Annotated in this window: 12 protein-coding genes; 1 reads left to right on the top strand and 11 read right to left on the bottom strand. The window is 64.0% G+C overall.

The window, feature by feature from the left end; genetic code table 11:
- Nucleotide 1 precedes the first annotated feature (1 nt).
- The 9 genes from ACHMW7_RS10735 to ACHMW7_RS10695 form a co-directional block, all read right to left on the bottom strand.
- On the bottom strand, nt 2-1,117 hold the full coding sequence (locus ACHMW7_RS10735) for an ABC transporter ATP-binding protein (protein ID WP_395450226.1): 1,116 nt from the start codon (nt 1,115-1,117) through the stop codon (nt 2-4).
- 4 nt (nt 1,118-1,121) lie between these two features.
- Nucleotides 1,122-1,997, bottom strand: a complete 876-nt coding sequence (locus ACHMW7_RS10730) for a carbohydrate ABC transporter permease (protein WP_395450225.1) — start codon at nt 1,995-1,997, stop codon at nt 1,122-1,124.
- Entirely contained in the window at nt 1,994-2,911 is a 918-nt protein-coding gene (locus ACHMW7_RS10725; RefSeq protein ID WP_395450224.1) for a carbohydrate ABC transporter permease, read from the bottom strand. The genes ACHMW7_RS10730 and ACHMW7_RS10725 overlap by 4 nt, the downstream gene beginning before the upstream one ends.
- Before the next feature lie 164 nt (nt 2,912-3,075).
- Entirely contained in the window at nt 3,076-4,329 is a 1,254-nt protein-coding gene (locus ACHMW7_RS10720) for an ABC transporter substrate-binding protein (RefSeq protein WP_395450223.1), read from the bottom strand.
- Between the two features lie 83 nt (nt 4,330-4,412).
- Complete coding sequence (locus tag ACHMW7_RS10715; protein WP_395450222.1) at nt 4,413-5,933, bottom strand: aldehyde dehydrogenase family protein; 1,521 nt, start codon at nt 5,931-5,933, stop codon at nt 4,413-4,415.
- Complete coding sequence (locus tag ACHMW7_RS10710) at nt 5,933-6,712, bottom strand: enoyl-CoA hydratase/isomerase family protein (protein WP_395450221.1); 780 nt, start codon at nt 6,710-6,712, stop codon at nt 5,933-5,935. Before ACHMW7_RS10710 ends, ACHMW7_RS10715 begins: the two co-directional genes overlap by 1 nt.
- Nucleotides 6,705-8,315, bottom strand: a complete 1,611-nt coding sequence (locus tag ACHMW7_RS10705; RefSeq protein WP_395450220.1) for an acyl CoA:acetate/3-ketoacid CoA transferase — start codon at nt 8,313-8,315, stop codon at nt 6,705-6,707. The genes ACHMW7_RS10710 and ACHMW7_RS10705 overlap by 8 nt, the downstream gene beginning before the upstream one ends.
- Before the next feature lie 3 nt (nt 8,316-8,318).
- Nucleotides 8,319-9,320, bottom strand: a complete 1,002-nt coding sequence (locus ACHMW7_RS10700; RefSeq protein WP_395450219.1) for a Gfo/Idh/MocA family protein — start codon at nt 9,318-9,320, stop codon at nt 8,319-8,321.
- Nucleotides 9,317-10,354: a LacI family DNA-binding transcriptional regulator gene (locus tag ACHMW7_RS10695; RefSeq protein ID WP_395450218.1), complete on the bottom strand. Its 1,038-nt coding sequence runs from the start codon at nt 10,352-10,354 to the stop codon at nt 9,317-9,319. The genes ACHMW7_RS10700 and ACHMW7_RS10695 overlap by 4 nt, the downstream gene beginning before the upstream one ends.
- A 317-nt stretch (nt 10,355-10,671) precedes the next feature.
- Here ACHMW7_RS10695 and ACHMW7_RS10690 point away from each other — a divergent pair, with 317 nt between their 5' ends.
- On the top strand, nt 10,672-11,838 hold the full coding sequence (locus tag ACHMW7_RS10690) for a dihydrodipicolinate synthase family protein (RefSeq protein WP_395450217.1): 1,167 nt from the start codon (nt 10,672-10,674) through the stop codon (nt 11,836-11,838).
- A 4-nt stretch (nt 11,839-11,842) separates the two neighbouring features.
- Here the strand turns inward: ACHMW7_RS10690 and ACHMW7_RS10685 are convergent, their stop codons facing one another.
- Both ACHMW7_RS10685 and ACHMW7_RS10680 read right to left on the bottom strand, forming a co-directional pair.
- The gene (locus tag ACHMW7_RS10685) at nt 11,843-12,337 is read right to left on the bottom strand and encodes an ester cyclase (protein WP_395450216.1); all 495 of its coding nucleotides are present in this window, start codon (nt 12,335-12,337) and stop codon (nt 11,843-11,845) included.
- A gap of 219 nt (nt 12,338-12,556) precedes the next feature.
- Nucleotides 12,557-13,984, bottom strand: a complete 1,428-nt coding sequence (locus ACHMW7_RS10680) for a gamma-aminobutyraldehyde dehydrogenase (protein ID WP_395450215.1) — start codon at nt 13,982-13,984, stop codon at nt 12,557-12,559.
- Nucleotides 13,985-14,002: the final 18 nt, after the last annotated feature.

Genomic DNA, 14,002 nt, shown 5'->3' with positions numbered 1-14,002 from the left:
GTCAGGCGATACGCAGCTGGCTCTTGGGATCGAAGAACACCGCCTTGTCGAGATTGAAGGCAAGCTTCGTCTTCTGTCCGGCATGGATGGCCGCGTCGGCCCGCAGCCGCGCCACCACTTCCTTGCCGCCGAGCTTGGTCACCGCGAAGGTGTCGGACCCCGCCGGCTCGACCACCTCGATCAGGCATTCGCCCTCGGCGATCGACTTGGCGTTGCGGTCGGCACCATCCGGGTCGGTCAGTGCTTCGGGACGGACACCGAAGATGATCTCCTTGCCCGAATAGACACCGAGTGCACCGTTGGCATTCTTGATCGGCAGCGCCAGCGGCTTCTCGCCCGGCCTTTCGAGCACGACGTTGAGCCCGCCTTCGCCGCTTTCGAGACGCGCGGTCAACAGGTTCATCGCCGGCGAGCCCATGAAGTCGGCGACGAACATGTTGGCCGGGCTGTTGTAGATCTCGGCCGGCGTGCCGAACTGCTGCAGGATGCCATCCTTGAGCACGGCGATCTTGGAGGCCAGCGTCATCGCTTCGATCTGGTCGTGGGTGACATAGACGATGGTCGTCTTCATGCGCTGGTGCAGGCGCTTGATCTCGGTGCGCATGTCGACGCGCAGCTTGGCGTCGAGGTTGGACAGCGGCTCGTCGAACAAGAAGACCTGCGGATTGCGCACCAGCGCCCGGCCCATGGCAACACGCTGGCGCTGGCCGCCGGATAGCTGGCTCGGCTTGCGGTCGAGCAGGTGGCCGATCTGCAGGATGTCGGACACCTGCTTGATCGCCTTTTCGCGCTCGTCCTTGGGCACGCCGCGGATTTCCATGCCAAACGCAATGTTCCCGGCCACCGTCATATTCGGGTACAGCGCGTAGGACTGGAACACCATGGCGATGTCGCGCTTGGACGGATGCAGCCCGGCCACCGAATTGCCGTTGATGGAGATCTCGCCCGAGGTGATCGGCTCAAGCCCGGCTATGGTGTTGAGCAGCGTGGACTTGCCACAGCCCGACGGGCCGACGAGCACCAGGAAACCGCCCTTGTCGATCTCGATGTTGATGTCCTTGAGGATCTCCACCTGGCCGTAGTTCTTGTAGAGATTGCTGATCTTGAGAAACGACATGGGCTTACCCCTTGACCGCGCCGGCCATCAGGCCGCGCACGAAATAGCGTCCGGAGACGATGTAGACGATGAGGGTGGGCAGCGCGGCGAGGATCGCGCCGGCGAAATGCACGTTGTATTCCTTCACGCCGGTCGACGAGTTGACGAGGTTGTTCAGCGCCACCGTCAGCGGGATCGAATTGAAGCCCGAAAACGACGAGCCGAACAGGAAGTCGTTCCAGATATTGGTGAACTGCCAGATGACGGTGACGACGATGATCGGCCCCGACGACGGCAACAGGATACGCCGGAAGATCTGGAAGAAGCTGGCGCCGTCGATCTGCGCTGCCCGGATCAGTTCGGTCGGGAACGCCTCGTAATAGTTGCGGAAGAACAGCGTGGTGAAGCCAAGGCCATAGATGGCGTGGATCAGCACCAGGCCGGTGATGGTTCCGGCAAGTCCGGTCATGCCGAGGATGCGCGCCGATGGGATCAGCACGATCTGGAACGGGATGAAGCAGGCCAGCAGCATCAGGCCGAAGACGATGCTGTCGCCCTTGAAGCGCCACTTGGTCAGCACATAGCCGTTGAGCGCGCCGAGCATGGTCGAAATGGCGACCGCGGGCACCACCATCATCATCGAATTGATGAAGTAGGGCTTCAGCCCAACCGGCTGCACGCCGATCTGCGCCGTCGACCAGGCCGACAGCCATGGCGCTATCGTCCATTGCTGCGGCAGCGCCAGCATGTTGCCTTGGCGGATCTCGTCGAGCGGCTTCAGCGAATTGACCACCATGACGTAGAGCGGCAGCAGGTAGTAGATCGCAAACAGGATCAGCACGACATAGATGATGGCGCGGGTGAAGATGCTGTTGCGGGTGGCGACGTCCTGGGAGCTCATTTCTTCTTCCCCCCGAGCTCGGAGTAGAGATAAGGCACGATGATGGTGAAGATCATCATCATCATGATGATCGCCGAGGCGGCGCCCATGCCCATTTCGTTGCGGCCGAAGGTGAATTTCTGCATGAACAGCGCCGGCGTCCAGGTCGCGGTGCCAGGCCCGCCGTCGGTCATCGCCACGACAAGGTCGTAGGACTTGATGGCAAGGTGGGCGAGCACGACGAAGGCCGACAGGAACACCGGGCGCATCAGCGGGATGATGATCCGGCGATAGATCGTCAGCGTCGAGGCGCCGTCGATCTGGGCCGCCTTGATGATCTCGTTGTCGACGCCGCGCAGGCCGGCGAGAAACATCGCCATGACGAAGCCCGACGACTGCCAGACCGCGGCAATCACGATGGTGTAGATCGCCATCTGGCCTTCCTTGATCCAGCGGAACGAGAAGCTCCCCCATCCCCAGGACTGCATCACATGCTCGAGGCCGATGCCGGGATCGAGGAACCATTTCCAGGCGACGCCGGTGACGATGAAGGACAGCGCCATCGGGTAGAGATAGATCGGCCGCAGCACGCCCTCGCCGCGGATCTTCTGGTCGAGGAAGATCGCCAGCGCCAGGCCGATGAAACTGCAGATGACGATGTAGAGCACCGAGAAGATCGCGAGGTTCTTCAGCGCGGTGATCCAGTTGGGATGATTGAACAGCCTGACATAGTTGCCGAAGCCGACCCAGGTCGAAAAATCGGGCAACAGCTTCGAGCCGGAAAACGACAGGAAGGCCGTGAAGATGATGAAGCCGTAAACGAAGATGAGGATCACCGCGAAGCTCGGCGCCAGCACGAGCTTCGGCAGAAGGTCCTGCAGCGTCGCGCGCGGGTTCGTTACCGCGCGGGGTGCGGTCGTCGTGAGGTCGGCCATGTGTTCAGCCTCTGGGGTTGTCAGGTAACGGGGTGCCCCGGCCGGAGCCGGGGCACGATGTTCAGTGAAGGGCCTGCCGTGGCCCCCCTGCTATGCAGCTCCCCGGCGTTCGCCGCCTTCCATCGTGCCACCGGCACGATGGATTTGCTGCGCAAACCGGCGTCTCACCCCTTGGCGGCAGCGACTGCCTCGACCAGCGCCTTGGCGGCGGCCTTGGAGTCGATCTCGCCGTTGAAGTGACGTGTCACCACGTCATAGAGCGCGTTCTTCACGGCCGCCGGCGCGGCATAGCCATGGGCCATCGAACCGAACAGCTTGCCGCTGGTGCTGGCTTCCGCCAGGTCCTTGATGCCCTTTTTGCCGCAATCGTCGAAGGCGGTATCAGGCACGTCGGTGCGCGCCGGGACCGAACCCTTGACCACGTTGAACGAGGACTGGAACGCCGGATCCTCGATATCGGTGGCCATCTGCATCTGGGCCTTCTTCTTGTCGTCGCCGACCTTGAACATCATGAACATGTCGGAGTTGAAGGTCACCGCACCCTGCGTGCCGGGGAAGCGGATGCACACGAAGTCGGTGCCCGGCTTCTGGCCGGCCTTGAGGAACTCGCCCTTGGCCCAGTCGCCCATCATCTGCATGCCGGCCTTGCCCTCGATGACCATCGCCGAAGCAAGGTTCCAGTCGCGGCCGGAGAAGTCCTTGTCGACATAGGTCTTGAGCTTGGCCATGCGGTCGAAGGCTTCGACCATCTTGTCGCCGCCCAGTGCTGCCGGGTCGAGATCGATCATCGACGACTTGTAGAAGTCGGTGCCGAGCGAAAGCACGACTGCGTCGAAGATGGTCGCGTCCTGCCAGGCCTGGCCGCCATGGCCGAGCGGGGTGATGCCGTTGGCCTGCATCTTGTCGAGAACCGCGACCAGTTCGTCCCAGGTCTCCGGTGCCTTGCCGCCAGCAGCATCGAGCGCCTTCTTGGAGATCCAGACCCAGTTGGTCGAGTGCACGTTGACAGGTGCGGCGATCCACTTGCCGTCATGCTTGGCAAAGCCCTGCAGTGCTGCTGGAATGACCTTGTCCCAGCCTTCCTTGTCGGCGACTTCGCCGAGATCGCCGACGACGCCCTGGTTGGCCCAGTCGGTGATGTCGAAGCCGAGCGCCTGCACGGCGGTGGGCGGATCGCCTGCGGTGACGCGGGCGCGCAGCGCGGTCATCGCCGCTTCGCCGCCGCCGCCGGCAACCGGCATGTCTTTCCAGGTCACGCCCTGGCCTTCCAGGTTCTTCTTCAGCACGTCGAGTGCGGCTGCTTCACCGCCCGACGTCCACCAGTGCAGCACTTCGACGCTGTCTTCGGCATGTGCCAGCGGCATCGGCGCGGCAAACAGTGCCGCCACAGCTGCCGTACTCATCAAAAACTTACGCATTCCAGTTCCTCCCGGGTTGCAAGTTCCTCACGCATCATTGCGTGACATAAGTTCCCCTTGGCCCCGCCTCGGGGAATTCCTCCTCAGGCCCGCGCCTCCTTCGGCATCCAGTGGCCGGTGCGCGGTCCGATATGCATGTTGAGCGTCTTGGTTTCGGTGTAGTCCTCCACCGCATGGCGGCCGAGCTCGCGGCCGATGCCCGACTGGCGGTAGCCGCCGAACGGCAGTTCCGAAGCACCGTCCATGAAGGTGTTCATCCAGATGGTGCCGGCGCGGACGCGGCGGCCCACCGTCAGGCAGGTGTCGAAGTCGCGGCTCCACACACCTGCCGACAGGCCATAGTCGATCGAATTGGCGATGCGGATCGCCTCGTCAGTGGTCTCGAAGGCAAGCACCGAAAGCACCGGTCCGAACACCTCCTCGCGCGCCACCGCCATGTCGGGGGCGACCGACGACAGGATCGTCGGTTCCATGAACTGGCCGAGGCCGAGATCGGCGGCAGATCCACCGATGGCGACACTCGCGCCGCTGTCGCTCGCACCTTTCACGTAAGTGACGATCTTCGCAAGATGCTGCGGCGTGATGATAGCACCAACCTGCGTCGAGGGGTCGAGCGGATCGCCAACCTTGACCTTGGCCGCAAGTGCCGCGACGCGGGCCGTCACCTCGTCCAGAATGTCGCGATGCACGATCAGGCGTGAGCCGGCATTGCAGCATTCACCGGCGTTGAAATAGGCGCCGAACACCGCCGCATCGATGAAGTCGTCGAGATTGGCGTCGGGGAAGACGATCTGCGGATTCTTGCCGCCGAGTTCGAGCGACACCTTCTTCAGTGTCTGCGCGGCATTCGCCATGGTCAGCCGGCCGATGCCGGTCGAACCGGTGAACGACACCATGTCGATATCGGGGTGGCTGGTCAGCGGCGCGCCGGCTTCCGGACCGGTGCCGACGATGATGTTGACCACGCCTTGAGGTACGCCGGCGGCCTCCAGGATTTCACCCAGCACTAGCGTCGAGCCAGAGGTCAGCTCCGACGGCTTGACCACGGCCGTGCAGCCGGCGGCGAGCGCGAAGGGCAGCTTCTGGCTGACGATCAGGAACGGGAAGTTCCACGGCGTGATGATCGAAACGACACCCACCGCCTCGCGCAGCACCACCCCCAGCGTGCCGTCGCCCAGCGTGTTGTAGCTCTCGCCATGCAGGTCGCGCGCCAACGCCGCCGCATACCGCCAGATGTCGGCAGCGCCAGCCAGTTCGCCCTTGGCCTGCGAGATCGGCTTGCCTGACTCGATGCAGTCGAGGAAGGCGAGTTCGTCGGCCCTTGCGGCGATCATGTCGGCACAACGCAACAGGATCAGCGAGCGCTCGGCACCGGTCATCCGCGGCCAGCGGCCGTCGTCGAAGGCCTTGCGCGCCGATGCAATGGCACGCTCGGCGTCAACCGCGGTCGCTGCCTGATAGCGGCTGACCACCGCACCATGGCCGGGGCTTGTCCGCTCGATCGTCTTGCCTTCGGCGCCGGCGGTCCATTTGCCGTCGATCAGCATCTTGAACTCGCGGACCTTGAAGCCGTCGAGCGGCTTGGGGCGCATCAGGACCGTCATCACCATTCTCCTGCAAATTTGGCGGCCCGCTTCTCGCTGAAGGCCGCAAGCCCCTCCTTGAGGTCCCCGGTCTTGGCGACGAGAATCGAGCCCAGCGCCTCGACGGCGGTGCCATTGTCTTCGCCGCTCGCGGTCGCGATCATCAGTTTTGCGACCTCGACTGCCGCCGGGCCGCGCGCCGCGATCCGGGCGGCATAGTCGCGCGCCGCGGTGACCGCCTCGCCGGTTTCAACAACCTTGTCGACCAGCCCGAGCACAGCTGCTTCGTCGGCGGAAAAGACCTCGCCGCCCAGCGCCATGCGCCGCACCACCTGCGCACCGGCACGCCGCACCAGCCGCTGCGTGCCCGACCAGCCCGGCACCATGCCGAGCCCGGTTTCCGGCAGGCCGATCTTCACATGGCGTTCGGCGATGCGAATATCGGCGGCAATCGCCAGCTCCAGACCGCCGCCCAGCGCGTGGCCGTTGATCGCTGCGATCAGCGGCACGCGCAGTGTCGCCAGCCGCTCGAACACACGGTGGCCGAAACGCACCCAGGCGTGGCCGAACTCATTCGGCGTCATGCCGCCCCAGGCCTTGATGTCGCCGCCGGCCGAAAACGCCTTGCCCTCGCCGGTCAGGATGGCTGCGCGAACCTCGGCATTGGCCTCGACCTCGTCACAGGCCGCCGACAACGCCTTCAGCATGTCGATGTCGAAGGCGTTGAGCTTGTCGGGCCGGGCCGCCGTGATGACGGCGATCTGGCCTGAGAATTCGACCTTGATGCGCTGGTCAGCCATGGGCGCCCTCCAGCTTTCGCACCAGCTTGCGCGGCAGCTTGAGGCCGATGGGTGCTGCGGCAAACAGGGCAGCATCCATCTGCTTGAGCTTGTCGGAAACGATCAGCGGGAATTCCGACTGGTCGAGGATATGCGCCTGCAATTCGACGCCAGGCGCGATCTCGGTCACAACGATGCCTTGAGGCATAAGCTTCATCACGCAGCGCTCGGTGACATAGGTGATGTCCTGGCCCTGCTCGACGCCGCGTCGGCCCGAGAAGGTGACATGCTCGACCTCGTTGACCAGCTTCTTGAGCTTGCCCTCTTTGTCGATGACCAGCTTGCCACCTGATATGTCGAGCTTGGCACCGGCGTTGAACATACCGGAGAATACGATCTTCCTGGCCCGCGCCGTGATGTCGACGAAGCCGCCGGCACCCGCCGTCACATGCGGCCGGAAGCTGAGCTTGGAGACATTGACCGAGCCGCTGCGGTCGATCTCGAGGAACGACAGCAGCGAGGCGTCGAAACCCGCGCCCTGGAAATAGGTGAACTGGTAGGGCGACGGCATGAAGGCGTCCGCGTTCGACGCACAGCCGAAGGCAAAGTCGAGCAGCGGCACGCCGCCAACGGCACCTTGCTCGATCACCCAGGTGACCTCGCCATGAAGGCCTTCCTCCAACAGGATGCGCGGCACGTTGGCGGAGATGCCGAAGCCGAGATTGACCGCGCTGCCCGCCTCAAGCTCCTGCGCCACGCGGCGCGCAATCACCTTCTGGATGTTGAACTCAGGCACGCGGAAGCTGTCGAGCGGGCGCATGATCTCGCCCGATATCGCCGGGTCGTAGGCCGTCTGCGTCGTCTGCTTCTGCTCGGGGTCGACGACGATGTAGTCGACCAGCATGCCAGGCACGCGCACGTCATGCGGCCTGAGCGAGCCGTCCTTGGTGATGCGCTTGACCTGGGCGATGACGATGCCGCCATTGTTGCGCGCGGCCAGCGCCTGGTCGAGCCCACCGAGATAAGCACCCTCATGCTCGTAGGTCAGGTTGCCACGTTCGTCTGATGTCGTCGCCCGGATGATCGCCACATCAGGCTTGATCGCGGGGAAAAACAGCCAGTCCTCGCCCTCGAAGCTGACCTTCTTGACCAGCGGCTCGGCGGCAGCGCGGGCGTTCATGGCGCAGCCCTGGCGCGTTGGGTCGACAAAGGTGTCGAGCCCGACCTTGGTCAGCACGCCCGGCCGCTTGGCCGCCGCTTCGCGGTGCATGTCGAACATGATGCCCGACGGCACGTTGTAGGCGGCGACCTCCTCATTGCCGATCATCTGCCAGATCAGCGGCGGCTCGGCACTTGACGGACCCGAGGGATAGGAGCCGCCGATGATCTTCTTGAGCAGGCCCTTTTTGGCGATGTGGTCGACACCCTTGATGCCGCTCATGTCACCGGCAGCGATCGGGTGCAAAGTCGTCAGCTCGCGCGGATGACCTGATGCCTCGAAGCGCTCGCCGATCGCCTTCAGCATCAGGTCAGGGCAGCCGAGGCCGCTCGACGACGACACCGAAACGACAGCACCATCGGCAATGAGCGCTGCCGCCTGATCGGGGGTAATGTGCTTGCCCATGGCCTAGAGCCCCGGCTCGATTGCAACGGCAGCCCCCGTGGCGGCCGACCTGGCGACGGCCAGGCCCGTGGCCAGCGACCACACGCCGTCCTCGCCAGTGGCCGAAGGGGAACCCTTGCCGGCAACAGCGTCATGAAACGCCTGGAGCGCCGCCTCGTAGAGATTGTGCTGGCCAAGCTCGAGCGCTTGCTCGCCGTCGGCATTGCGCAACACGACCGAGCCGACCGGTTTCTGCGTCATCACATTGCGCGCGATCAGCGAGCCCTCGGTGCCGTGCACCTCGAAACCGGTCTCGGCGTATTTGGTGGTGAAGGCATCGTGGAACTGGGCGATGACGCCCGACTTGAAGCGCAGCACACCCATCACGCCGTCTTCCAGCCCGCGCATGCCCATGCCTCCGCTCTGGCTGAAGGCCATGGCTTCGACCGGGTCGTCGTTGAGCACGAAGCGCAGTGTATCGGCGTCGTGCACGGTGATGTCGAGGATGACGCCACCGCCGGCCTGTGGCTTGTCGAGCCGCCAGCCCTGCAGATGCGGCGGCAGATAGACAGCGTGGAATACGCGCGCCGCCAGCGGCTTGCCGATCTTGCCTGCCGCAATCGCCTGGCGCATCGCCCGGTGGCTTGCTGCATTGCGCAGATGATGGTTCGTCGCAAGCACGACGCCGGCCTCGCGCGCTGCCTTGACCATGGCCAGCCCATCGTCGAGCGCCAGCGCCAGTGGCTTCTCGCACAGCACGTGCTTGCCGGCCTTTGCCGCAGCAATCGCCTGCTCAAGGTGCAGCTCGTTTGTGGTCGAGATGTAGACAGCGTCGATGCCGGCATCGCCTGTGATGTCCTCGAGCGACGTCACCGAGGTCGCAATGCCGTTCGCCTCGGCATAGGCACGGCCGCGCTCGGCATTGCTGCTCATCACCGAAACGGTCTCGCCGCCGGTTGCCCGGATCGCGCCGATCACCCATTCTCTGGCGATTGTGCTCGCCCCGATCAAACCCCAGCGCGTCATGCCGTAAGCTCCTTGACCCGTTGCGGCGCACCGCAGCTTTCGCGCACCACCAGCCGAACCGTGGCCACCATCGCCTCGGCGTCAAAATCGCCGGCATTGATCTGCTTGAGCAGCAATTGCGCCGCCCGCCGGCCCATACCCTGCGGATCGACCGAGACAGTGGTCAACGCCGGCACTGCGGTCTTGGCCTCGATCACGTCGTCGAAGCCGATGACGCCAAAATCGATACCTGGCTCGATGCGGGCGCTGCGCAAGCCGTCGCAGGCGCCGAAGGCAACCGCGTCGTTGAAGCACAAAGCAGCAGTCGGGCGATCGCGCATGGCCAGCATGCGCTCGACCGCCGCCACACCGCCGGCGCGGGATGGCGCCGAACTGATCACCAGCTCATCCGAGGCGTCGAGACCGGCCTCGAGCAGCGCATCGCGAAAGCCACGCATGCGCTCGTCGAAGACAGCCGTGTCGTTGAAGCCGCCAAGGAAGGCGATGCGGCGATGGCCGAGATCGATGAGGTGGCGCACGGCAGCGGCAGCACCTGCATGCCCATCGGATACGACTGATGAAACCTTGAGCCCCGGCACGTTGCGCGCCACCAGCACGACGGGGATGCCGCTATCGACAAGCGGCCGAAGGTCGGCGGCTGTCGTGCCGCGCGCCGGCGACAGGATCAGCCCGGCCATGCCGTGTTCGCGCATCGAGGCGATCACCTCGCCCTGGCGGTCGGCATTCTCCGAGGTGTTGGCCATGAACTGGATGTAGCCGGCCGACTGCACCACCATGTCCATGCCGACAGCGAGTTCGGCAAAGAAGCTGTTGGTCAGGTCGTTGACAACGATGCCGACGATCTTCGATTTCGACTGCCGGAGATTGGCGGCCCCCCTGTTGTAGACATAGCCAAGCTCGCGAATGACGACACCAACCTTGGCCCGTGTCGCCTCGTTCACCAGCGAGCTGCCCTGGAGCACCAGCGAGACAGTCGACTTCGACACGCCGGCGGCGCGCGCAACATCGACAACTGTCACCTTCGGCTGCTTCAAAACGATCCTCCCGAGGAAGCGTCTTTGGCTCCCTTTTCCGAGTCAAATAATTGGATCGTTCCAAACTGTCAAGCAAGGAAGAACTCGGACATCACGGATTTCACGACGGATGCACCCAGGGATGTACGGCATCGGAAATGCTATAATTGTACACAACACGGCATTTCAAACGGTTTACGACACTTCGCAGCGCCCTAAGCGCCCACACCACCTGTCGCCGGAAAGCCCAACGGTGCCATCGTATGATGACGCGAAATTCCAACTTGAAATTTGGAACGATCTAAATTACGAGATTCAGCCGATCAGGGGAGGAACCCATGGCCAAGGCAGTAAAACTTCCGCGGGCGGACCGCAGCGTTGAGACCTACGCGCTGGTCGGGACGCCCACCGAACGCCTCTCAACTGCCCCCGTTTTCAACCGCATCGCCTATGCCGCCGCCCATGTCGTGTCCGATCCGTGGGCCGACGCGACTCCTTGGAACAACCCGGCCATCGACTGGGATGCGACCATGGCCTTCCGCCATCATCTCTGGTCGCTCGGCTTCAGGATCGCCGAGGCAATGGATACCTCGCAGCGCGGCATGGGGCTCGACTGGGGCGGCGCGCAGCAGCTGATCCGCCGCTCGCTCGCCGAAGCGCGCTCGGTTCCCGGCGCCGACCTTGCCTGCGGAGCAGGGACTGACCAGCTGGACAAGCGTGATGCACACGCGCTCGACGACGTGATCACGGCTTACGAGGAACAGTTCAGCTTCATCGAGAAGCACGGTGGCCGCGCCATCATGATGGCGAGCCGCGCGCTTGCCCATGTCGCGAAATCCCCCGACGATTACCGCAAGGTCTATGGCCGCATCCTCGGCCAGGCCAGGGACAAGGTGGTGCTGCACTGGCTCGGCGACATGTTCGATCCCGAACTCAGGGGCTATTGGGGCAGCGAGCGCTTCGAGGATACGCTGGAAACGGTGCTCGCCATCATCGCCGACCACCGGGACAAGGTCGAAGGCATCAAGATCTCGCTGCTCGACCAGGCCTATGAAATCGAGTTGCGCCGACGCCTGCCCGACGGCGTGATCTGCTTCACCGGCGACGACTTCAACTACGCCGCCCTGATCGAGGGTGACGGCACGCACCACAGCCATGCGCTGCTCGGCATCTTCGATGCGGTTGCGCCGCAGGCATCAAAGGCGCTGGCGGCATTGGCGAAAGGCGACCTCGCCACCTTCCGCGGCACCATCGAGCCGACGGTGCCGCTGTCGCGCAAGATCTTCGAGGCGCCGACGCAGTTCTACAAGGCCGGTGTCGTCTTCCTCGCCTGGCTCAACGGCCACCAAAGCCATTTCACCATGCCTGCCGGCATGCAGTCCGCGCGCGGTGCAGTGCACTACGCTGACGTCTTCCGCCTCGCCGACAAGGCCAATGTGCTGGACAAGCCGGACCTTGCCACCGAGCGCATGACGGCATTGATGACGCAATACGGCATCGGCTGAACGGCTACATCAGCCCAAGCTGCTTGTAGAAGCCGAGCGCGTCATAATAGTCGCTCTGGCTGGCGATCTTGCCGTCCTTGATCGAGAACATCGAAGCGCCAGTGAAAGCGAACTTCTTGCCGGTCGCCTTGGTGCCGTCGGCCCAGTCTCCGCTGTTGGTGCCGGAGAACTCCCACTCGAACGACACGCGGTCGTCCTGGGTCACCGGCTTGCCCTTCATCGTCCAGACGGCGTCGGGCACGGCCTTGAGGAAATTGTCGATGACGCCGGTCTTGGCGGCCTCCTTGCCTTCGACCGGTTTGCCGACCGAAGCGTCGTAGTAGACGACGTTGTCGGCGAAGTGCTCGGCCGCCTTGGCCGAGTCATGGGCATTCCAGGCGGCGAGATAGGCCTCGACGACAGCCTGCGGCGTGTCCTGCGCCAAAGCCGGGCCGATGGCCGGGATCGTGGCGAGCAATGCAGCAACGGCTGCGGATGTGAGAAACTGGCGGCGATGCATGTCTGTTCCTCCCTTTTTTCCTTCCCCCCGTTCACGGGGAGAAGGTGTCACGAAGTGACGGATGAGGGGCAGCGTTACAGTCTGCGAGTCTGGCTCAGCCCCTATTCTGCCTGCCCGTCCCGCCGGGTCCCCGCTGCCTGCGGCAGCGTCCCGGCGTTCGCTGGCTTGCCATGATGCCACCGGCATCATGGCTTTCGCGCAACGTGCGAAACCGGCCGCTCACCCATGCGCGATCATGACGTGGCGCACGGCGGTGTAGTCCTCCAGCGCATAGACCGACATGTCCTTGCCATAGCCGGACTGCTTGAGGCCGCCATGCGGCATCTCGTTGGTCAGCATGAAGTGCGTGTTGATCCAGGTGCAGCCATACTGCAGCCGCGCAGCCGTCGACATGCCGCGCGAGATGTCCTTGGTCCACACCGACGACGCCAGGCCGTAGTCGCTGTCATTGGCCCAGTTGACGGCCTCGTCGACGTCGGAGAAGCGCGTCACCGAAACCACCGGGCCGAACACCTCGCGGCGCACGATCTCGTCTTCCTGCAACGCCCCGGCGACAACTGTCGGCTGGTAATAGAAACCGCCGCCCTCGCCCGGCTTGCCGCCGGTGGTGATCTCGATGTGCTTGAGCTCCGAAGCGCGCTCGACGAACGAGGCGACGCGGTCGCGCTGGCGCCTGGAGATGAGTGGCCCGATCTCGTTTTCGGTGTCGTCGGCCTGGCCGAAACGAATGGTCGACACCGCCGAGGACAGGTCGGCGACAAGCTTGTCGTAAACCTTCTTGCCGGCATAGATGCGGCAGGCCGCTGTGCAATCCTGGCCGGCATTGTAGTAGCCGAAGGCGCGCAAACCGCTGACCACGGCATCGATGTCGGCATCGTCGAAGACGATGACCGGCGCCTTGCCGCCGAGTTCCAGATGCGTGCGCTTGACCGACTTGGCTGCCGCTTGCAGCACCTTCTTGCCGGTGGCGACGTCGCCGGTGATCGAGATCATGTTGACCTTGGCATGGTTGATCAGCGTGTTGCCCACGCTTTCGCCGCGGCCGAGCACGACATTGACCACGCCTTCCGGCAGCACGTCGGCAAGGATCCTTGCCAGCTTGAGTGCTGTCAGCGGCGTCTGCTCGGAGGGCTTGAAAACCACCGTATTGCCACCGGCGACAGCAGGGGCCAGCTTCCACGCCATCATCATCAGCGGATAGTTCCACGGCGCGATCGAGGCGACGATGCCGATCGGGTCGCGCCTGATCATCGAGGTATGTCCGGGCAGGTATTCGCCCGCCACCAGCCCCGGCATCGAACGTACCGCACCGGCAAAGAAGCGGTAGCAGTCGACGATGGCCGGGATCTCGTCATTGAGCACGGCATTGATCGGCTTGCCGCAGTTGAGCGCCTCAAGCCTGGCGAAGCCTTCCGCCTCGGCCTCGATGCGGTCGGCGATCTTGAGCAAATAGCCCGAACGCTGCGCCGGCGTGGTCTTGGACCAGGTCACGAAGGCCCTTTCGGCAGCAGCTACCGCTGCCTCGATCTGCGCCTGCGATGCCTCGGGCAGGCTGATGATCGTCTCGCCGGTGCGCGGGTTGAGGATCGCCTCCTCCGTCTCGGTTCCTTTTTCGAACGTCGAGCCGATCAGCATCTGGGTGTCCATGACTTCTCCCTTTCGAAG

It is taken from the genome of Aminobacter sp. UC22_36, assembly GCF_044056035.1.
In the GTDB taxonomy this organism is placed as follows: Bacteria; Pseudomonadota; Alphaproteobacteria; order Rhizobiales; family Rhizobiaceae; genus Aminobacter.
Note: the sequence above shows the minus strand (reverse complement) of the source record. Positions and strands in the feature narration are given on the sequence as shown.